Source organism: Kitasatospora sp. NPDC056800 (genome assembly GCF_042789775.1).
In the GTDB taxonomy this organism is placed as follows: domain Bacteria; phylum Actinomycetota; class Actinomycetes; order Streptomycetales; family Streptomycetaceae; genus Kitasatospora.
The window spans coordinates 1-19,710 of sequence record NZ_JBHUAL010000117.1 but is presented as its reverse complement, the minus strand read 5'-3'; the positions used below and the strand labels follow the sequence as shown (position 1 = coordinate 19,710).

The 19,710-nt window shown below is 72.9% G+C and carries 17 protein-coding genes; 15 read left to right on the top strand and 2 right to left on the bottom strand.

The window, feature by feature from the left end; all coding sequences use genetic code 11:
- The first annotated feature begins 327 nt into the window (after nt 1-327).
- Nucleotides 328-2,685 carry a chitinase C-terminal domain-containing protein gene (locus tag ACFRQN_RS24080; RefSeq protein WP_380742021.1) on the top strand — a complete coding sequence of 786 codons (2,358 nt, stop codon included), beginning with the start codon at nt 328-330 and terminating at the stop codon, nt 2,683-2,685.
- 101 nt (nt 2,686-2,786) lie between these two features.
- Here the strand turns inward: ACFRQN_RS24080 and bcp are convergent, their stop codons facing one another.
- Nucleotides 2,787-3,260, bottom strand: coding sequence for a thioredoxin-dependent thiol peroxidase (gene bcp, locus ACFRQN_RS24075; RefSeq protein WP_049655699.1), 474 nt, complete (start codon nt 3,258-3,260; stop codon nt 2,787-2,789).
- 166 nt (nt 3,261-3,426) lie between these two features.
- Between bcp and ACFRQN_RS24070 the strand changes: the two genes are divergently transcribed.
- From ACFRQN_RS24070 to ACFRQN_RS24060, 3 genes are all read left to right on the top strand, one after another.
- On the top strand, nt 3,427-3,768 hold the full coding sequence (locus ACFRQN_RS24070) for a DUF3618 domain-containing protein (protein WP_049655697.1): 342 nt from the start codon (nt 3,427-3,429) through the stop codon (nt 3,766-3,768).
- Nucleotides 3,769-4,003: 235 nt separating this feature from the next.
- Nucleotides 4,004-4,306, top strand: coding sequence for a co-chaperone GroES (locus ACFRQN_RS24065; protein ID WP_049655715.1), 303 nt, complete (start codon nt 4,004-4,006; stop codon nt 4,304-4,306).
- Between the two features lie 137 nt (nt 4,307-4,443).
- Nucleotides 4,444-5,613 (top strand): winged helix DNA-binding domain-containing protein, encoded by a 1,170-nt coding sequence (locus ACFRQN_RS24060; protein ID WP_380742006.1) that lies wholly within the window; start codon nt 4,444-4,446, stop codon nt 5,611-5,613.
- 19 nt (nt 5,614-5,632) lie between these two features.
- On the opposite strand, the gene ACFRQN_RS24055 is transcribed toward ACFRQN_RS24060, so the two are convergent.
- Nucleotides 5,633-7,981: a transglycosylase domain-containing protein gene (locus ACFRQN_RS24055; protein ID WP_380742004.1), complete on the bottom strand. Its 2,349-nt coding sequence runs from the start codon at nt 7,979-7,981 to the stop codon at nt 5,633-5,635.
- A gap of 273 nt (nt 7,982-8,254) precedes the next feature.
- Here ACFRQN_RS24055 and ACFRQN_RS24050 point away from each other — a divergent pair, with 273 nt between their 5' ends.
- From ACFRQN_RS24050 to ACFRQN_RS24000, 11 genes are all read left to right on the top strand, one after another.
- Nucleotides 8,255-9,052: an ABC-2 family transporter protein gene (locus ACFRQN_RS24050; protein WP_074005053.1), complete on the top strand. Its 798-nt coding sequence runs from the start codon at nt 8,255-8,257 to the stop codon at nt 9,050-9,052.
- The gene (locus tag ACFRQN_RS24045; RefSeq protein ID WP_380742002.1) at nt 9,045-9,905 is read left to right on the top strand and encodes an ABC transporter permease; all 861 of its coding nucleotides are present in this window, start codon (nt 9,045-9,047) and stop codon (nt 9,903-9,905) included. Before ACFRQN_RS24050 ends, ACFRQN_RS24045 begins: the two co-directional genes overlap by 8 nt.
- A 41-nt stretch (nt 9,906-9,946) precedes the next feature.
- The gene (locus tag ACFRQN_RS24040) at nt 9,947-10,909 is read left to right on the top strand and encodes an ATP-binding cassette domain-containing protein (protein WP_074005054.1); all 963 of its coding nucleotides are present in this window, start codon (nt 9,947-9,949) and stop codon (nt 10,907-10,909) included.
- 169 nt (nt 10,910-11,078) lie between these two features.
- Nucleotides 11,079-12,317, top strand: a complete 1,239-nt coding sequence (locus ACFRQN_RS24035) for a glycosyltransferase (RefSeq protein WP_117487985.1) — start codon at nt 11,079-11,081, stop codon at nt 12,315-12,317.
- A 2-nt stretch (nt 12,318-12,319) separates the two neighbouring features.
- Complete coding sequence (locus ACFRQN_RS24030; protein WP_049650311.1) at nt 12,320-13,615, top strand: nucleotide sugar dehydrogenase; 1,296 nt, start codon at nt 12,320-12,322, stop codon at nt 13,613-13,615.
- A 91-nt stretch (nt 13,616-13,706) separates the two neighbouring features.
- Nucleotides 13,707-15,002: a DUF445 domain-containing protein gene (locus tag ACFRQN_RS24025; protein WP_259316613.1), complete on the top strand. Its 1,296-nt coding sequence runs from the start codon at nt 13,707-13,709 to the stop codon at nt 15,000-15,002.
- 135 nt (nt 15,003-15,137) lie between these two features.
- Nucleotides 15,138-16,178, top strand: coding sequence for an adenosine deaminase (locus tag ACFRQN_RS24020; protein WP_369808275.1), 1,041 nt, complete (start codon nt 15,138-15,140; stop codon nt 16,176-16,178).
- Nucleotides 16,179-16,356: 178 nt separating this feature from the next.
- Entirely contained in the window at nt 16,357-16,929 is a 573-nt protein-coding gene (locus tag ACFRQN_RS24015) for a toxin-antitoxin system HicB family antitoxin (RefSeq protein ID WP_380741999.1), read from the top strand.
- 108 nt (nt 16,930-17,037) lie between these two features.
- The gene (locus tag ACFRQN_RS24010) at nt 17,038-17,877 is read left to right on the top strand and encodes a DUF4097 family beta strand repeat-containing protein (protein ID WP_049650301.1); all 840 of its coding nucleotides are present in this window, start codon (nt 17,038-17,040) and stop codon (nt 17,875-17,877) included.
- Nucleotides 17,877-18,848 (top strand): ATP-binding cassette domain-containing protein, encoded by a 972-nt coding sequence (locus ACFRQN_RS24005; protein ID WP_380742018.1) that lies wholly within the window; start codon nt 17,877-17,879, stop codon nt 18,846-18,848. Before ACFRQN_RS24010 ends, ACFRQN_RS24005 begins: the two co-directional genes overlap by 1 nt.
- Before the next feature lie 26 nt (nt 18,849-18,874).
- On the top strand, nt 18,875-19,648 hold the full coding sequence (locus ACFRQN_RS24000) for an ABC transporter permease (RefSeq protein ID WP_259316612.1): 774 nt from the start codon (nt 18,875-18,877) through the stop codon (nt 19,646-19,648).
- Nucleotides 19,649-19,710: the final 62 nt, after the last annotated feature.

Below are 19,710 nucleotides of genomic sequence, written 5' to 3'. Positions count from 1 at the left end.
GGGCGGGGTCGGGTTACGGGTGGCGGTGGGTTTCGGCCAGGGGGCTGACTGGATGTCGCGCGCTTCCGACCTGTGATGTTTGGCTGTTGATTACCAATTGGTACAGACCTATTGACCTATGTGGTTCAGACCACATAGCTTCTCCGCCAATTGCAACCCCCACGTGCGTGCTCCCCCACAGGCACGCGCCGACACTCTCTCCTGGAGGACCGAGTGTTGATCCGAAACACGGCGGAGCGGCGTCCCACCGCCGCGCACCGCCGGAAGAGCCCGGCGGCCCGCGCCGGTGTGGCCTCGCTCGCGGCGGCCTCGTTGGCCGGACTGCTGATGGCGACGCTGGGTGCGGCGCCCTCGCAGGCGTCCGCGGCCGTCGACAACGCGGCCTGTCGGCCCGACGGCCTGTACCAGACGCCCGGTGTGGACGTCCCGTACTGCTCCGTCTACGACACCAGCGGGCGCGAGAAGATGGGCGCGGACCACCAGCGCCGCATCATCGGCTACTTCACCGGCTGGCGCACCGGCAAGAACGGCGACGCCCCGTACCTGGCGACCGACATCCCCTGGGACAAGGTCACCCACCTCAACTACGCCTTCGGCCACGTCGGCGGCGACAACAAGCTCTCGGTCGGCGCCGACGGCCCGACCAACGAGGCCACCGGGATCTCCTTCCCCGGCGTCCCCGGTGCCGAGCTGGACCCGAGCCTGCCGTACAAGGGCCACTTCAACCTGCTGACGAAGTTCAAGAAGCAGTACCCGAACGTCAAGACCCTGATCTCGGTGGGCGGTTGGACCGAGACCGGCGGCTACTTCGGGGACGACGGCAAGCGCGTCAACTCCGGCGGCTTCTACTCGATGACCGTCAACCCGGACGGCAGCGTCAACCAGGCCGGCATCGACACCTTCGCCGCCTCCTCGGTCGACTTCATCCGCAAGTACGGCTTCAACGGCGTCGACGTCGACTACGAGTACCCGACCTCGATGAAGGACGCCGGCAACCCGCTGGACTGGCAGCTCGCCAACGCCAAGCGCGGTTCGCTGGCCAAGGGCTACGCGGCGCTGATGAAGACCCTGCGCGAGAGCCTGGACAAGGCCGGCGCCGCCGACGGCAGGCACTACCTGCTGTCGGTCGCCGCCCCGTCCTCCGGCTACCTGCTGCGCGGCATGGAGACCTTCCAGGTGGCGAAGTACCTGGACTACGTCAACATCATGTCGTACGACCTGCACGGCGCCTGGAACAAGTACGTCGGCCCGAACGCCTCGCTGTACGACGACGGCAAGGACGGCGAGCTGGCCGCCGCCAACGTCTACGGCACCGGGCAGTACGGGGGCATCGGCTACCTGAACGCCGACTGGTCGTACCACTACTTCCGCGGCTCGATGCCGGGAGGCCGGATCAACGTCGGCCTGCCGTACTACACCCGCGGCTTCAAGAACGTGCAGGGCGGCACCAACGGCCTCTGGGGCACCGCCTCGGCGACCACCTGCCCGGCCGGCTCCGGCCTGACGGCCTGCGGTGACGGCGCGGTCGGCATCGACAACATCTGGAACGACAAGGACGACGCGGGCAAGGAGTCCCCGGCCGGGTCGAACCCGATGTGGCACGCCAAGAACCTGGAGAAGGGCATCCTGCCCGACTACCTGGCCAAGTACGGCGTCTCCGACACCGCGCTGCAGGGCACCTACACCCGCAACTACAGCTCCGCGCTGGTGGCGCCGTGGCTGTGGAACGACGCCAAGAAGGTGTTCCTCTCCACCGAGGACGAGCAGTCGGTGGGTGCCAAGGCGGACTACATCGTCAACCAGGGCGCCGGCGGCGCGATGATCTGGGAGCTCGCGGGCGACTACAAGTGGGACGCGGCCGCCAACGGCGGCAAGGGCGAGTACGTGCCCGGTTCGACGCTGACCTCGCTGATGTACGACAAGTTCAAGTCGGCGGCCCCGTACGGCGCGGTCCGCGCGACGACCGCGCTGCCGCAGCAGACCCTGCCGATCGACGTGTCGTTCACTAACTTCGCGCTGGGCGACTCGAACTACCCGATCAACCCGAAGCTGCACATCGTCAACAACTCGACGCTGACCCTGCCGGGCGGCACCGAGTTCCAGTTCGACTACGGCAACTCGGCCCCGGGCAACGCCAAGGACCAGTCCGGCTTCGGCCTCCAGGTCATCAAGCAGGACAACCCGGGCCCGGGCAACGTGGGCGGCCTGAAGGGCACCTACAACCGGGTGTCGGTCAAGCTGCCGGGCTGGCAGTCGCTGGCGCCGGGCGCCTCGATCGACATGGACTTCGTCTACTACCTGCCGGTGTCCACGCCGTCGAACTGGACGGTCAACGTGGGCGGCACGCTGTACGGGATCAAGGGCGACCTGACCCGCGGCGCGGTGGACGGCGGCACGCCGACCCCGACCCCGACGCCGTCGCAGACGGCCACCCCGACGCCGACCCCCACGGGCACGCCGACCGGCACGCCGACGGCCACCCCGACCGGGACGCCGACGCCGACCGCGACCCCGACCTCGGGCACCTGCGCGGCCGCCCCGAGCTGGGACGCCGGCACCACCTACGCGACGCCCACCAAGGTCTCGTGGAAGGGCCACTACTACCAGAACAAGTGGTGGACCAAGGGCGACGACCCCGCGGCCAGCGGCTCGTGGGGCGTCTGGAGCGACCTCGGGACCTGCTGATCAGGGCGGTCCGCTGAGGTGAGGACGGCGGTGGCGGTGCACCCGGTCGGGGGGTGTGCCGCCACCGCTTCGTCATTCCGGCCGTGCTTACGCGCCGACGCTTACGCGCCGACCTTGAGGTCGCGCAGCAGCTTGGCGACGTGGCCGGTGGCCCGCACGTTGTAGAACGCGTGCTCGACCTTGCCGTGCTCGTCCACGACGATGGTGGAGCGGATGACGCCCAGGTAGGTGCGGCCGTAGTTCTGCTTCTCGCCGAAGGCGGCGTACGCCTCCAGCACCTCCTTGTCCGGGTCGGACAGCAGGGTGACCTTGAGGTTCTCGGCCTCGCGGAACTTGCCGAGCTTCTCCGGCTTGTCCGGGGAGATGCCGATGACGTCGTAGCCGGCGTCCGCGAGGACCTCCAGGTTGTCGGTGAAGTCGCAGGCCTGCTTGGTGCAGCCGGGCGTCAGGGCGGCGGGGTAGAAGTAGACGATGACCTTGCGGCCCGCGTGGTCGGCGAGGGACACCTGGTTGCCGTCGGCGTCGGACAGGCTGAAGGCGGGCGCGGTGTCGCCGGGCTGGAGACGCTCACTCACGGTCGTACTCTCCTGGATGCTGGGACGGGCGGTCGTACCACGGCAAACTTACCTCCGATGGTGGGTGGGGCCGCGCGACCGTGTGCGGCAGCTGACACACTGGGTCAGTCGCACCGATCGCAGGGATCGGATGGAACAACATCGGCGAGTGAATGGGGTGGCCCGAGTGGGCGAGGCGAGCACGCAGGACAAGTCGGCGCGGACGACCGCCCAGATCGAGGCGGACATCGAGCGGACGCGTGACCGGCTGGCGTCGACCCTGGACGAGCTGGCCGTCCGCGTCCACCCGAGCACGGTGACCGCCCAGGTCAAGGCCAAGGCGGTGGCCGCCGTCGAGGAGAAGACCGCCCGGGCGTACGTGGCCGCCAGCGGCGTGGTGGAGAAGGTCCGGGCGCAGTTCGTGGACGAGAAGGGGCAGCCGCGCCGCGAGCGGATCGTCCCGGCCGCGCTGGTCGGCGTGGGCCTGGTGCTGCTGGTCGCCTCGGCGCGCAAGCGCCGCAAGGGCTGAGCGCACAGCGGGACGGCGGGGCCGGGCGCGACGGGTGCCCGGCCTTTCGCGTGCCCGGGCTTCCGCGCGCCCGGCGCTCCGCCTGCCGGGCCTTCCGGATACCGGGCCAGCGTCACGCCCCGCGCCCGGGGGAGGTACCTTCGGGACCGTGAGTACGAACCACGAACCGACGCGCTCCGACGACGCGCAGGAGCCCGCCCGCCACGACCGGCTCGGCGAGAAGCTGCCGATCCGGATGCTGCACGACCGCGTGCTGGTGCGGATCGAGGGCGGCGAGGGCGAGCGCCGTTCGACCGGCGGCATCCTGATCCCGGCCACGGCGGAGCTGTCCAAGCGCTGTACCTGGGCGGAGGCCGTCGCGGTGGGCCAGAGCGTGCGCTCGGTGGAGCCCGGCGACCGGGTGCTGTACGACCCGGAGGACAAGCTGGAGGTCGAGGTCCGCGGCGCCACCTACGTGCTGCTGCGCGAGCGCGACCTGCACGCCGTCGCCGCCACCCGCTTCGGCGACACGGAGGGCTCGACCGGGCTGTACCTGTGACGGTCTGATCCGCTCCGTGCCCTGAGGTGCCCCCGACCCGGGTCGGGGGCACCGTGCTTTCGCGGCGGGGGTCCGCGACATGGCGGTCCGCCGCGGGGATCGGGGGCGTTGTCGGTGCCGCGCGCTAGGGTCCCGGCATGAGTGTGCCGGTGATCGGGGACGGGGAGCGTCGGGCCAGGCTGGGGCGGCGTCAGCTGCTGGCGCCGTCGGTGCGGGCGGCGCGGGTGGAGGACGTGGCCGACGCGGTGGTCGGGCTGCACGCGACGGACGCGGCCACGGTGTACCTGTCGGCCTGCGCGCGGCTGGCCGAGCCCTCGGCGGCGGAGGTGGACCGGGCGCTGTACGAGGACGTCTCGCTGGTGAAGCTGCTGTCGATGCGGCGGACGATCTTCGCGGTGACGGAGGGCCTGGCCCCGTACGTGAGTTCGGCGGCGGCACGGGCGATCGCGGCGAAGGAGCGGGCGACGCTGCTGAAGCACCTGCGGGACCACGCCGAGGGCTGGGACGAGGCCCGGCTGGCGGAGGCGGAGCGCGAGGTGCTGGCCGCGCTGGCCGGGCGCGGCGAGGCGACGACCAAGGAACTCTCCGAGGACGTACCGCAGTTGCGCGAGACGATGCTGATGTCGGCGGGCAAGGCGTACGAGGCGCGGCAGAGCGTGGGCAGCCGGCTGCTGCGGCTGCTGGCCTCGGACGGGCACGTGCGCCGCTGCCGTCCGCGCGGGTCGTGGCTGAGCAGCAGCTACCCGTGGGCGCTGGTGCCGCAGTGGCCGGAGGTGCCGGTGCGGGAGGCGAAGGCCGAGGTGGTGCGGCGCTGGCTGGCGGCGTACGGGCCGGCGACGGTCGAGGACGTGAAGTGGTGGACGGGTTGGACGCTGGGGGACGTCCGCCGGGCGCTGGCCGATCTCGGGGCGCTGGACGTGGCGTTGGCCGACGGGGCGCCGGCCCTGGTGCTGCCGGGGGACGAGGGGCCGGTGGCGGAGCCGGAGCCGTGGGCGGCGCTGCTGCCCGCGCTGGACCCGGCGGTGATGGGCTGGCGCGGGCGGGACTGGTACCTGCGGCCGGAGGACGTGCCGGCGCTGTTCGACCGGGCGGGCAACGCCGGGCCGACGGTGTGGTGGTGCGGCGAGGTGGTGGGCGGCTGGACGCAGCGCGCGGACGGCGAGGTGGTGTGGCGGTTGTTCCGGGGGGCCGGGGCGGAGGCGGAGCGGGCGGTCGCGGCGGAGGCGGAGCGCTTGGCGGGCTGGCTGGGCGGGGTGCGGGTGACGCCGCGGTTCCGCACCCCGCTGGAGAAGGAGCTCAGGGGCTGACCGGGAGCCGATCGGGGGCTCAGGGCGTCGGGGGCGGCGGCGGTACCGGGTGGCTCGCGGGGCCGCCGGTGGCGCTGGGCAGGGCCGTGGGGCGGGTCGGCTGGACCAGGGTGGGCTTCGGGGTGGGGCTGGGCTGCTCCGGGTCGGTGGTCGTCGGCCTGGTGGCCTGCGGGCTGGGGGTGTTGGGGCCGGTGGGGGGCTGGCCGGTGGCGGCGGGGGCGCTGGGCGTGTGGCCGGCGGGCGTGCCGGGGGCCGGGTCGGTGGTGGCGGGTTCGCCGCCGGCGGCCGGGGCGGTGGTCGGGGTGGTGGCGCTGGGGCTGCCGCTGGCGGACACGCCGGGCCAGGGGGTGGCGGTGGTGGCGCCGTGTCCGGTCCGGAGGTCGAAGTCCTGGGTGGGGGTGCCGTCGAGGGCGGCGGCGGTGTAGGCGGTCCAGATCCGGGTGGGGAAGGCGCCGCCGTTGATCCGGCTGAGTCCGGCGGTGCCGGCCAGCGGTTCCTTGGCGTGGGTCTTCGGGTTCTCCCGGAACAGGCCGACAGTGGTGGCGAGTTCGGGGGTGTAGCCGGCGAACCAGGCGGAGAGGTTGGAGTCGGTGGTGCCGGTCTTGCCGGCGGCGGGGCGGCCGAGGTCGAGGGCGGCGGCGCCGGTGCCGCGCGGGCTGATGACGTCGCGCAGCACGTCGGTGACGGAGTCGGCGATCTCCCGGTCGAGGGCGTCGGTGGGGTTGTGCTCGGGCATCTTGGGGACGTCGACGGCGCCGCCGGGGTTGACGCGTTCGAGTTTGAGGACGGACCAGGGGGTGTGCGCCTGGCCGTGGTCGGCGAGGGTGGCGTAGGCGCCGGCCAGGTCGAGGGCGCTGGGGGTGGCGGTGCCGAGGGTCATCGAGGTGTTGGCCGGGTCCATGCCGCGGACGCTGTCGGGGATGCCGAGTCTGACGGCGGTCTCCCGGACGCGGGCGAGTCCGGCGTCCACGCCCTCCTGGGCGTACACGGAGTTGACGGACTTCACCATGGCGTAGCGCAGGGTGATGTTGCCGTAGTCGACGCCGTCCTCGTTGGGCGGGGCGTAGGGGGTGGGGCCGCCGGTGACGGGGCGTTCGCTGGTGCCGTCGTAGCGGGACTCGGTGGTGATCGGGCGGCCGTCGAGGTCGTGCTGGGCAACCAGGCCGGCGGCGAGGTCGATGGGCTTGAAGGTGGAGCCGATCTGGTTGTCCTGGCGCAGCGCGTCGTTGTAGGGCTGCTTGGCGTAGTCGGGGCCGCCGTAGACGGCGACGACCCGGCCGGTGGCGGGTTCGACGGAGGCGCCGGCGACCCGGACGTCGGTGTCGGTGGTGGGGCGGGCCTGGGGGTCGAGTTCGCCGGTGAGCTGCTCCTGGACGGCCTTGGCGAAGGCGTCCTGCCGGGGCTTGTCGAAGGTGGTGGTGATGCGCCAGCCGCCGGCCTTGAGGGTGGCGGCGTCGATGGTGCCGGAGGAGACGAGGTAGTCGTCGGCGACGCCGACCAGGTAGCCGGCCTGGCCGGCCAGGCCGGTGGCGGGCTGGGGGTCGATCGGGTCGGGGAAGGTGGTGGCGGCGCGGTCGGCGAGGGTGAGGAAGCCGAGTTGGACCATGCCGTCGAGGGCGTAGTTCCAGCGGGCGACGGCCTTCTCGCGGTTGGCGGGGGTGGCGGTCTTGACGTCGTAGAGGCTGGGGGCCTGGAGCAGGGAGGCGAGGTAGGCGCCCTGGCCGAGGGTGAGCTGGGAGACGTCGACGCCGTAGTAGGCGTGGGCGGCGCTCTGGATGCCGTAGGCGCCGCGGCCGAAGTAGCTGCTGTTGAGGTAGCCGGCGAGGATCTCGCGCTTGTCGCGCTGCTGGTCGACCTTGAGGGCGATGAGCAGTTCGCGGCCCTTGCGCTCGATGGTGCGGTCCTGGGTGAGGTAGTAGTTCTTGACGTACTGCTGGGTGATGGTGGAGCCGCCCTGCATGCCCTTGCCGAGCAGGGTGTTCCAGCCGGCCCGGAGCATGCCCTTCAGGTCGATGCCGCGGTTCTGGTAGAAGGTGCGGTCCTCGGCGGAGACGACGGCCTGCTGGGTCGGGAGCGGGATCTGGTCGATGGTGACGTCGGTGCGGTTGACGGCGCCGGTGCGGGCGATCTCGGTGGTGCCGTCGGCGTAGAGGTAGATGTTGTTCTGGGCGACGGCGTGGGCGTTGGGGTCGGGCACCGGGACGATGACGTAGAGCACGGCGAAGCCGCCGGCGGCGAGCAGGAGCAGCGCGGTGAGGGTGCCGAGGGTGATCCGCCAGGTGGGCAGGAGCCGGCGCCAGAGCGGGAGGGCGCGGCGGGCCTCGCGGCGGGCGGCCCGTTTGGCCTGGCGGCGGGTGCTCAAGGTCATGCCGAGATTATCTGCTATTTGACGTCGGCTCAGGTCGGAAAAACCGGGTGCGGGTGGTGCGGGCCGGAGGTACGGTGAAAGGTGAAAACCGCATAGCGCACCGACTTTTCGGTGCACTGGCCTTCCAGTGCACCGGCTTTCCGGCGCACCGACTTCCGCAGCTCCGCCCGCCAGGCCCGGCACCCCCCGGGTACGGCCGGTCGGAGCCGCTGGGGCGTGCGCGGATGTCGAGGGGCGCCTCCCTCTGCCCATATTTGTCGACAAGGAGACAATATGCTCTACGCCGCCGTCGCCCGCGGCGCCTTCCGCCGCTACTCCACCTACCGGGCCGCCACCGTGGCCGGCACCTTCACCAACACCGTCTTCGGCATCATCCTGGCCTCCTCCTTCCTCGCCCTCTGGCAGGCCCGCCCCGGCCTCGGCGGCTACGACCAGAGCCAGGCCGTCACGTACATCTGGGTCAGCCAGAGCCTGCTGGTCACCGTCGCGGTGTGGGGCGGCGGCTTCCAGGACGACCTCCAGGACCGCTTCCGCAGCGGCGACATCGCCGTCGACCTCTACCGCCCGGTCGACTTCCAGGGCTGGTGGCTGGCCTCCGACCTCGGCCGGGCCGGCTTCCAGGCGCTGGTGCGCGGCACCGTGCCGATGCTGATCGGCGCGCTGGTGTTCCGCATCCGGCTGCCCGAACACCCGCTGACCTGGGCGTTCTTCCTGCTCTCCGCGCTGCTCGCGGTGATCGTCAGCTTCGGGCTGCGCTTCCTGGTCTCGATCACCGGCTTCTGGCTGCACGACTCGGAGGGGGTGCGCTCGGTGATGCTGGTGGTCTCGATGTTCTTCTCCGGGATGCTGCTGCCGGTCGCGCTGTTCCCCGGCTGGCTCGGCGACCTCGGCCGGGTGCTGCCCTGGTCGGCGCTGGTGAACGTCCCCACCGACGTCTTCCTGGAGCGGACCGGCGGCGCCGCGCTGCTCGGGGCGCTCGGCTTCCAGCTCGGCTGGGCGGCGGTGCTGCTCGCCGCCGGGCGGGGCGCCCAGTGGCTGGCCACCCGCAGGGTGGTGGTGCAGGGTGGCTGAGCAGCTCGTACGGGAGCCCCTCGGGCCCCGCGACTCCCTCGGGCCCCGCACCGCCTGGGCGCTGCGCTCCTGGTGGCTCTGCGCCCGGATGTGGATGCGCTCGATGATGGCCTACCGGGCCTCCTTCGCCCTGAACCTGGTGGCCAGCCTGGTCACCCACTCCCTCGACTTCGTGGTGCTGGTGATCATGTTCCGGCACACCGACCGGCTCGGCGGCTGGAGCCTGCCGGAGACCGCCTTCCTCTACGCCACCGCGGCCTTCTCGCTCGGCACGGCCAACCTGCTGGTCGGCTCGGCCGAGGGCCTGGGCGCGCGGATCCGGAGCGGCTCGCTGGACACCATGCTGATCCGGCCCGCGCCCGCGCTCTCCCAGCTGTGCGCGGAACGCTTCACGCTGCGCCGGCTCGGCCGCCCGCTCCAGGCCGTCGCCGTGCTGGTCTGGTCGCTGACCGCCCTGGACGTGCACTGGACCTGGGACCGGGTGCTGCTGGTGCCCGTCCTGCTGCTCTGCGGCACCGTCATCTTCGGCGCGGTCTACGTCGGCGGCGCCACCGTCCAGTTCTGGTGGGGCGAGTCCAAGGAGATCCAGAACTCCTTCACCTACGGCGGCGCGACCCTGCTGCACTACCCGCCGACGATCTTCGCCAAGGAGCTGGTCGCCGCGGTGGTCTTCGGCGTCCCGCTGGCCTTCGTCAACTGGCTGCCCACGCTGCGCATCCTCGACCGGCCCGACCCGCTCGGCCTGCCCACCGCCTTCCAGTTCGCCTCCCCGGTCGCCGCCGCGGTCTGCGTCCTCGCCGCCGGACTCGCCTGGCGGGCCGGGCTGCGCGCCTACCGCGGCACCGGCAGCTGAACCCCCGCCGCTTCGCTTCGCTTCGCTTCGTGAGGAACCCCATGGCACTGATCGAACTGCAGGACGTCCACCGCACCTTCACCGTGCGGACCCGCACCGGCCGGTTCAGCCGGGCCAGGCGCGAGGTCCGCGCGGTGGACGGGCTCGGCTTCACCGTCGAGGCCGGCGAGTGCGTCGGCTACATCGGGCCCAACGGGGCCGGCAAGTCCACCACCATCAAGATGCTCACCGGCATCCTCGTCCCCAGCTCCGGACGGCTGCGGGTGGCCGGGGTCGACCCGGCCCGGGAGCGCGTCGCGCTGGCCCGCCGGATCGGCGTCGTCTTCGGCCAGCGCACCACCCTCTGGTGGGACCTGCCGCTGCGCGACTCCTTCGAGCTCGCCCGCCGGATCTACCGGATCCCCGACGCCCGGTACCGCGAGAACCTCGACCGCTGCGTCGAACTGCTCGACCTCGGCGGGCTGTTGGACACCCCGGTGCGCCAGCTCTCGCTCGGCCAGCGGATGCGCGGCGACCTCGCGGCGGCGCTGCTGCACGACCCCCGGGTGCTCTACCTGGACGAGCCGACCATCGGCCTGGACGTGGTCAGCAAGGGCCGGGTGCGGGAGTTCCTGCGCGAGGTCAACCGGGACCGGGGCACCACCGTGCTGCTCACCACCCACGACCTGACCGACATCGAGCAGCTCTGCGGCCGGGTGATGGTGATCGACCACGGCCGGCTGGTGTACGACGGCGGGCTGGAGGGGCTGCACGCCACCGGCCGCAGCGAGCGGACGCTGGTGGTGGACCTCGCGCAGGAGCTCGGGCACCCGGTCGAGGTGCCCGGGGCCCGGGTCACCCGGGTCGAGGGGTCGCGCCAGTGGCTGGCCTTCCCGGCCCAGGAGAGCGCCGCGCCGATCGTGGCGGCGGTCGCCGCGCGCTACCCGCTGGTGGACCTGTCGGTGCGCGAGCCGGCCATCGAGGACGTGATCGCCCGGATGTACGCGGAGGTCGCGATCGGCTGACGGGTGCCGGGTCCTGGTTCGCCTTCCCGGCCGTCGCTCACCCGTGCGACGGCCGGGGGTGCGTTCGGTTCCGCGTCACCGGTGTGGGTGATCGTCGTGACCCCCGGCCCCCACCGTGAGTTGACCCGGCATCACTCGCCGATGTCCGGAACCGGAGGCCCGCCACCCGATGGCCGTACCCGACGTGACCGTGGTGGTCGCGGTCTACAACACCATGCCGTACCTCACCGCCTGCCTGGACTCGCTGGTCGGGCAGTCCCTGGCGCCGGGGCGGCTGGAGGTGGTGGCGGTGGACGACGGCTCCACGGACGGCGGCGGGGAGCTGCTGGACGAGTACGCCGCCCGCCACCCCGGGCTGTTCACGGTGGTGCACCAGTCCAACTCGGGCGGCCCGGCCGGTCCGACCAACCGCGGCCTGGAGCTGGCCCGCGGCCGCTACGTGCTGTTCCTCGGCGCGGACGACTGGCTCGGCGAGGAGGCGCTGGAGCGGCTGGTCACGGCCGCCGACGCCTGGGGCTCGGACGTGGTGGTGCCCAAGCAGGTCGGGGTGAACGGGCGGCTGGTGCCGCAGGGGATCTTCCACGCCGACGCCGAGTCGGTGGGCTTCGCCGACTCCGCGCTGGCCTGGGCGCTGGCCGACACCAAGCTGTTCCGGCTCGACCTCGTCCGGCGCCACGGGCTGCGCCGCGACGAGGGGTTGAAGGTCTTCTCGGACCAGCCGTTCACCCTGGAGGCCTGCCTGCGGGCGGCCAGGGTGTCCGTCCTCGCCTCCTACGACTGCTACTTCCTGGTGCTGCGCGAGGACCGGGGCAACGTCACCGAGCGGGCCGGGGTGCTGGACCGGCTGCGCGGGATCGCCGCGCTGCAGCAGGTGGCCGTCGAACTGGCCGAGCCGGGCGAGGAGTTGGACGCCATCCGGGCCCGCAGCTTCGGCTGGGACGTGCCGCGGCTGCTGCGGGAGGGCTTCCTGCTGCTGACCGCGGACATGCAGGAGCGGGTGTGCGTCGAGACCGCCCGGCTGGTCGAGCGGTTCGGTGCCCGCGAGGTGTACCACCGGCTGCCGGTCGCCGAGCGGGTGCGGCTCGAACTCGCCTGCGCGGTACGGCCGGAGGCGCTGCGCGACCAGGTCCGCTACGAGGCGGCGCACGGCGATCCGCCGGTGGTGGTGGACGGACGGCGGCAGTACGCGGGCTACCCGGCGTTCCGGGACGCCCGGCTCGGTCTGCCGGACGAGTTGTTCCTGCTGCGCGAGGAGGCGGCGGAGGCGGAGGTCGAGGCGGCCGCCGGGCCGCTGGACCTGGCGCGGCAGCTGTGGCGCGGTCTCGTCCCGGAGCAGGTGCGGCGCGGGCTGCGGAGGAACCCGGCGTGGCGCCGGCTGGCCGACTCGGTGAACGGAGGACGGGGATGAGCCTGGACGTCTGCGTGGTCGGGCTGGGCAAGCTGGGCCTGCCACTGGCGGTGCAGTTCGCGCTGAAGGGCCACCGGGTGACCGGCGCGGACATCGCGCCGGGCGTGGTGGACAGCGTCAACCGGGGCGTGCCGCCGTTCCCCCGGGAGGCGGGCCTGGACCAGGCGCTCAAGCGGGTCGTCGCCGAGGGCCTGCTGCGGGCCACCACCGACACCGCGGCCGCGGTCGCCCGGGCCGAGGCCGTCGTCGTGGTCGTCCCGCTGGTCACCGCCGCCGACGGCAGCCCGGACTTCGCCCTGCTGGACGCGGCCACCGACGCCGTCGCGGCCGGGCTGCGCCGGGGCACCCTGGTCAGCTACGAGACCACCCTGCCGGTCGGCACCACCAGGGAGCGCTGGGCGCCGCGGCTGTCGGCCCGGTCGGGGCTCGCGGCCGGGACGGACTTCGCGCTGGTGTTCAGTCCGGAGCGGGTCCGCACCGGACGGGTCTTCGCGGACCTGCGGCGCTACCCCAAGCTGGTCGGCGGCCTGGACGCGTCCTCCACCCGGCGCGGCGCCGAGTTCTACCGGGCGGTGCTGGACTTCGACCCGCGCCCCGACCTGCCCCGGCCCAACGGCGTCTGGGAGCTGGCCTCGGTGGAGGCGGCCGAGTTCAGCAAGCTCGCCGAGACCACGTACCGGGACGTGAACATCGCGCTGGCCAACCAGTTCGCCCGCTACGCGGACGAGGTCGGGGTGGACTTCGCGGAGATCGCCGACGCCTGCAACTCGCAGCCGTACAGCCACCTGCACCGGCCGGGCATCGCGGTCGGCGGGCACTGCATCCCGGTGTACCCGCGGCTGTACCTGTGGAACGACCCGGGGGCGACGGTGGTCCGGGCGGCGCGCGAGGCCAACCTGGCGGTGCCGGGGTACGCGGTGGGCGTGCTGGCGGGCGCGGTGCCGGGCGGGATCGCCGGGCAGGGCGTGCTGGTGCTCGGCGCCTCGTACCGGGGCGGGGTCAAGGAGACGGCGTACTCCGGGGTGTTCCCGCTGGTCGAGGCGGTGCGGTCGGCGGGCGCGCGGCCGTACGTCAGCGACCCGCTGTACGAGGCGGAGGAGCTGGCGGCGCTCGGGCTGCCGCCGTACGGCGGGGAGCCGGTGGTGGCGGCGGTGCTGCAGGCGGACCACCCGGAGTACCGGGACCTGGCGCCGGTGGACCTGCCGGGGGTGCGGGTGCTGCTGGACGGGCGGCGGTGCACGGACCCGAAGCGCTGGGCGGGCGCGGAGGTGCGGCGGATGGTGCTGGGCGGGGAGTGAGGCCCCTCCTCGCCCGGCCCCGTGAGGCCCCCGGGGCGCGTGATCGCGATGCGCGCCCCCGTCCGCGCCGGGCAACGGGCAGACTGGCGGGGTGAGTGACGATGCCTTCAGCGGGACCGGCCCCGGAGTCCGGTTCACCGCGGCCGACGAGGAGAAGAGACGCGGCGTCCGCCGGATGAAGACCATCGCGACCGGCCTGCTGGCCTTCGCGACCCTGGTCTTCGCCCTGGCCACCTGGGCCAAGGCGGCCGGCGCCGGCCCCTGGGCCGGGTACGTGGCGGCCGCCGCCGAAGCGGGCATGGTCGGCGCGCTGGCCGACTGGTTCGCGGTGACCGCGCTGTTCCGCCGGCCGTTCGGCCTGCCGATCCCGCACACCGCGATCATCCCGACCAAGAAGGACGCCTTCGGCCGCTCGCTCGGCGACTTCGTCGGCGAGAACTTCCTCTCCGGCCACGTGGTCCGCGGCCGCCTGGCGGCGCTCGGCATCGGCCGCCGGCTGGGGGAGTGGCTGGCCGCGCCGGGCAGCGCCGAGCGGGTCACCAAGGAGGCCTCGGCGGCGCTGCGCGGCCTGCTCGCGGTGCTCCGCGACGACGACGTGCGGGCGGTGGTCGCCGAGGCGGTGACCAGGCGGGCCGCGGCCACCTCGGTGGCGGAGCCGATGGGCCGGATGCTCGGCAAGGTGGTCGCGGACGGCGGGCACCACGGGGTGGTGGACCTGGTCGCCGTCCGGGCGCACGGCTGGCTGACCACCAACCACGAGGAGGTGGTCCAGAAGGTCACCCAGAAGACCCCGGGCTGGACGCCCAGGTTCATCGACCACCAGGTCGGCGAGCGGGTCTACAAGGAGCTGATGCGGTTCGTCACCGAGATCCGGGACGACCCGGACCACCCGGCCCGCGGCGCGATCGACAACTTCCTCGCCGACTTCGCGACCGAGCTGCAGACCGACCCGGAGACCATCGCCCGGGTCGAGCGGGCCAAGGGCGAGCTGCTGGCCCGCCCCGAGGTGCAGGACCTGATCAACTCCACCTGGGCGGCCGTGCGCACCCTGGTGATGGGCGCGGCCGAGGACGAGGACAGCGAGCTGCGCCGGCGCATCCGCGACGGCGTGCGGCGCTTCGGCGAGCGCCTGGCCACCGACCCCAAGCTCCAGGCCAAGGTGGACGGCTGGCTCCAGGACGCCGCCCAGTACCTGGTCGACACCTACCGCACCGAGATCACCTCGCTGATCTCCGAGACGGTGGCGGGCTGGGACGCCGACGACGCCTCCCGCAAGATCGAGGCCAACGTCGGCCGCGACCTCCAGTTCATCCGGATCAACGGCACCGTGGTCGGCGCCCTGGCCGGGCTGCTGATCCACACCGTGGCGGTCGCGCTCGGGGGGTGATCCGGGGACGGCGCCCCCGGCGTGGGCCTATCCTGGGCCGAACTTCGCGATACGCGCGTAGAAGCACGGAGAAGGAAGAAGGGAACCACCGTGGTCCAGCCGGACGGAAGTCGGATCGTCCCCCACACCAGCCGGATCGGCTCCACCGACCGGAGCATCGAGGCGTTCATCGCCGGGATGCCCAAGGCGGAGCTGCACGTCCACCACGTCGGCTCGGCCTCGCCGCGCGTCGTCGCGGAGCTGGCCGCCCGGTACGCCGGGAACTCCAAGGTGCCGACCGACCCGGCGGCGCTCGCCGAGTACTTCACCTTCACCGACTTCGCGCACTTCATCGAGGTCTACCTCAGCGTGGTGGACCTGGTCCGGGACGCCGAGGACGTCCGCGCGCTCACCTACGGCGTGGCCGAGGACATGGCCCGGCAGAACATCCGGTACGCCGAGCTGACCATCACCCCGTACTCCTCGGTCCGCCGGGGCATCCCCGAGGTCGCCTTCATGGAGGCGATCGAGGACGCCCGGCTGCGCGCCGAGAAGGAGCTCGGCGTGGTGCTGCGCTGGTGCTTCGACATCCCGGGCGAGGCCGGGCTGCGGTCCGCCGAGGAGACCGCCCGGCTGGCCACCGAGCTGGGCCCCGAGGGCCTGGTCAGCTTCGGCCTGGGCGGCCCGGAGATCGGCGTGCCGCGCCCGCAGTTCAAGCCGTACTTCGACCGGGCCCGGGCGGCCGGCCTGCACAGCGTGCCGCACGCGGGCGAGACCACCGGGCCGGAGACGGTCTGGGACGCGATCCGGATGCTCGGCGCCGAGCGCATCGGGCACGGCACCCAGGCGGTGAAGGACCCGGCGCTGCTCGACTACCTGGGCGAGCACCGCATCCCGCTGGAGGTCTGCCCGACCTCCAACATCGCCACCCGGGCCGTGGAGCGGATCGAGGACCACCCGATCAAGCGGATGGTGGACGCCGGGCTGCTGGTGACGGTCAACAGCGACGACCCGCCGATGTTCGGCACCGACCTCAACACCGAGTACGCGGTGGCGGCGCGGCTGCTGGGCCTGGACGAGGCCGGGGTGGCGGGGCTGGCCCGCAACGCCGTCGAGGCCTCCTTCCTGGACGGGGCGGGCAAGACCCGGCTGACCGGGGAGATCGACGCCTACCTGGCGGGCTGGCAGCAGGCCTGACCTTCCCGCGGTCCGCGTTTCCCCTGGTGAACCGCCCCGTCGACCCCCTCGTTCCCGGGGGTCGACGGGGCGGTTCCGTGTTCCGGTGCGGGTCGGCGCCACAGCCGTTCGGGTGATGGCGCCACAGTGGTGCCATAAATGCTCGACATGGCGCCACCGCTGTGCCATGCTTACGGCCATGGACCTCACGCCATATGTGGAAAACCTCCGGAACGAGCTCGCGGTGGCCGCCGCCACCGGCGGGGACGAAGCCCGCGCGCTGGCCGAGCGGCTGACGCTCCCGCTGGAGTCGGCCGTGCGGCTCACCCTGCTCAACGCGCTGTCGGCGGCCATGGGAGAAGTCACCCGCGACCTCGCCCCCGGCTCGGTGGACGTGCGCCTGCGCGGACTCGACCCGGAGTTCGTGGTGACGGCGCCGCCCGGATCGGACGCCTTCCACGGCGATATGGCACCACCGTCGGCGCCGGTGGCACCAGTCGTGCCGCCCGTGGCGCCACCGGTGGTGCCTCCGGTGTCGTCGGAGTCGGACGAGACGGGCACCGCCCGGATCAACCTCCGGCTGCCCGCCCACCTCAAGGCCCGGGCGGAGGAGGCCGCCGTCGAGGCCGGCCTCTCGCTCAACGCCTGGCTGGTCCGGGCCCTGGCCGGCGCCCTGGAGGGCGGTGAGCCGGCCCGCCGACCGGTCGCCGACCCGGGCAGCCGGGTCCCGCGCAGCATGGGCGGCCAGGGCTTCACCGGCTGGGTCCACTGACAGCTCCGTAGCGCCCGCAGCACCTCCCGCACCACCTTCTGCACCTTCGACGTCACCCCCGCTCCGACCAGCGGGGACACCCACACGAGTCAAGAGGACGGGACAGCCATGCCTACGTACGAGACCGACGGACCGATCTCCGCCATCCTCGAGTTCGACATCGGCTCGGTCTGGATCAAGGCGAGCAAGCGCACCGACGCCGTGGTCGAGGTCCGGCCCGCCAACCCGGCCAAGGAGGCGGACGTCAAGGCCGCCGAGCAGACCCAGGTCGACTTCTCGGGTGGCCGGCTCGGCATCAAGGCCCCCAAGCAGCGCTCCGTCTTCAGCGGCAAGAAGGGCGCGGTCGAGATCCTGGTCGAGCTGCCGGTCGGCTCCGAGGTCCACAGCGAGTCCCCGATGGCCGAGTTCGTCACCGAGGGGGCGCTCGGCGCCTGCCGGCTGAAGACCTCGCTCGGCCGGATCCAGGTCGAGCACGCCGACAGCGCCCGGCTCGACAGCGGCTTCGGGGACATCCGGCTCGGCGGGACGGCCTGGGACGCCGAGGTCTCCGGAGCCGGCCGGATCGAGATCGGCTCCGTCGGCGGCCGGCTGACGGTCAAGAACAGCAGCGGCGACACCGAGATCGACGAGGTCCGCGGCGAGTTGCACGCCAACGCCTCCAACGGGCGGATCCACGTCGGCCAGGCCGAGGGGAACGTGACCGCCAAGTCGGCGCACGGCCACATCCGGGTCGGCCGGGTGGTCCGCGGCCAGGTCACCCTGCAGACCAGCGTGGGGGACGTGGAGGTCGGCATCGCGGAGGGCACGGCGGCCTGGCTCGACGTGCACAGCAAGGTCGGCGGCGTCCGCAACGACCTCGGCCCCACCAAGGGCCCGGGCGACGCCGTGGAGACGGTCGAGGTCCGCGGCCGCACCCAGGTCGGCAACGTCATCGTCCGGCGGGCGTGATGGCGGCGACCACGGCGGCCCCGGCGGACGTGGCGGTCCGTTCGCTCCCGGCGGTCTCGGCGACGGGGCTCACCAAGTCCTACGGGGACAAGGCGGTCCTGCGGGGCATCGACCTGGAGATTCCGGCGGGCAGCGTGTTCGCCCTGCTCGGGCCCAACGGCGCCGGCAAGACCACCACCGTGCAGATCCTCTCCACCCTGATCCCCGCCGACGGCGGCTCGGCCCGGGTGGCCGGGCACGACGTGGAACGCGAGGCCGACGGGGTGCGGAAGGCGATCGGGGTGACGGGCCAGTTCTCCGCGGTGGACAACCTGCTCACCGCCGAGGAGAACCTGCTGCTGATGGCCGACCTCAACCACCTCCGCCGTCGGGAGGGGCGGAGGCGGGCCGAGGAGCTGCTGCGGCGCTTCGACCTCACCGAGGCCTCCCGCGAGGCCGTCGCCACCTTCTCCGGCGGCATGCGGCGCAAGCTCGACCTCGCGATGACCCTGGTCGGGGACCCGAGGGTGATCTTCCTGGACGAGCCGACCACTGGGCTGGACCCGCGCAGCCGGCGCACCATGTGGGAGATCATCCGGAGCCTGGTCGCCGACCACGGGGTGACGATCTTCCTCACCACCCAGTACCTGGAGGAGGCCGACCAACTCGCCGACCGGATAGCCGTCCTGGACGGCGGCCGGATCGTCGCCGAGGGCACGGCCGAGGAGCTGAAGCGGTACGCCCCCGGCGGGCGGATCCGGCTCCGGTTCACCGACGCCGGCTCGCTGGCCGCCGCCGCCGTCCTGTTCCCGTACGCCACGGCCGACACCGAGGCGCTGCGGCTGGAGATCCCGGGGGACAACTCCGTCCTCACGGTGAAGGCCGTGCTGGACGCCCTCGACAACGCGTCCGTGCAGGCCGAGTCACTGGTCGTGGAGACGGCCGACCTGGACGACGTGTTCCTCCAACTGACCGGGGAGGGCTCGCGATGAGCACGGCCACGCACACGGCCACGCGTATGGCCACCAGTACCGCCGGCCACGCGCTCGGCGACTCGCTGACCATGCTGCGCCGCAACCTCAAGCACGCGCTGCGGTACCCGTCCCTGACCTTCGCGGTCGTGGTGACGCCGGTCATGATGCTGCTGCTCTTCAACTACGCCTACGGCAGCACGCTGGGCGCCGGCATCGGCGGCGGCCACTACATCGACTACGTCACGCCCGGCATCGTGCTGATGGCGGCCACGTCCGGGGCGCTGGTCACCGCGATCGGCATCTGCACCGACATGACCGAGGGCATCGTCAACCGCTTCCGCACGATGGCGATATCGCGCTCCGCCTTCCTGGCGGGGCACGTGGTCGGCAGCGTCATCCAGACCATGATCGGGCTGGTGCTGGTGGTCGGCACGGCCCTCGCGATGGGCTTCCGGCCCAACGCCGGACCGGTGGAGTGGCTGGCCGCGGCCGGGCTGCTGCTCTTCCTCACCATCGCCCTGACCTGGATATCGGCCGGCATCGGCCTGGTGGCCAAGACGGTCGAGAGCGCCAGCAACATGCCGATGCCGCTGCAGTTCCTGCCCTTCATCGGCAGCGCCATCGTGCCGACGGACTCCATGCCCACGGCGCTGCGCTGGTTCGCCGAGTACCAGCCCTTCACGCCCATGATCGAGACCCTGCGCGGGCTGCTGCTGGGCACCGGTATCGGCACCAGTGCCTGGATCGCCCTCGCCTGGTGCACCGCGCTGACGCTGGTCGGCTACTTCTGGTCGCGGAGCGTCTTCTACCGGCGGTGACGGGGGTATCGCCGGTGCGCCGAGTGACCAGCGCCGGGCGGCCCGGACAGCGGAGCACCCGC

Coding starts and splice junctions, on each gene's coding strand:
- ACFRQN_RS24035 (WP_117487985.1), top strand. CDS start 11,079: ATGGCCGTACCCGACGTGACCGTGGTGGTCGCGGTCTACAACACCATG.
- ACFRQN_RS24005 (WP_380742018.1), top strand. CDS start 17,877: ATGGCGGCGACCACGGCGGCCCCGGCGGACGTGGCGGTCCGTTCGCTC.
- ACFRQN_RS24080 (WP_380742021.1), top strand. CDS start 328: ATGGCGACGCTGGGTGCGGCGCCCTCGCAGGCGTCCGCGGCCGTCGAC.
- ACFRQN_RS24010 (WP_049650301.1), top strand. CDS start 17,038: ATGCCTACGTACGAGACCGACGGACCGATCTCCGCCATCCTCGAGTTC.
- ACFRQN_RS24000 (WP_259316612.1), top strand. CDS start 18,875: ATGGCCACCAGTACCGCCGGCCACGCGCTCGGCGACTCGCTGACCATG.
- ACFRQN_RS24050 (WP_074005053.1), top strand. CDS start 8,255: ATGCTCTACGCCGCCGTCGCCCGCGGCGCCTTCCGCCGCTACTCCACC.
- ACFRQN_RS24065 (WP_049655715.1), top strand. CDS start 4,004: ATGCTGCACGACCGCGTGCTGGTGCGGATCGAGGGCGGCGAGGGCGAG.
- ACFRQN_RS24040 (WP_074005054.1), top strand. CDS start 9,947: ATGGCACTGATCGAACTGCAGGACGTCCACCGCACCTTCACCGTGCGG.
- ACFRQN_RS24055 (WP_380742004.1), bottom strand. CDS start 7,981: ATGACCTTGAGCACCCGCCGCCAGGCCAAACGGGCCGCCCGCCGCGAG.
- ACFRQN_RS24015 (WP_380741999.1), top strand. CDS start 16,357: ATGGACCTCACGCCATATGTGGAAAACCTCCGGAACGAGCTCGCGGTG.
- ACFRQN_RS24060 (WP_380742006.1), top strand. CDS start 4,444: ATGAGTGTGCCGGTGATCGGGGACGGGGAGCGTCGGGCCAGGCTGGGG.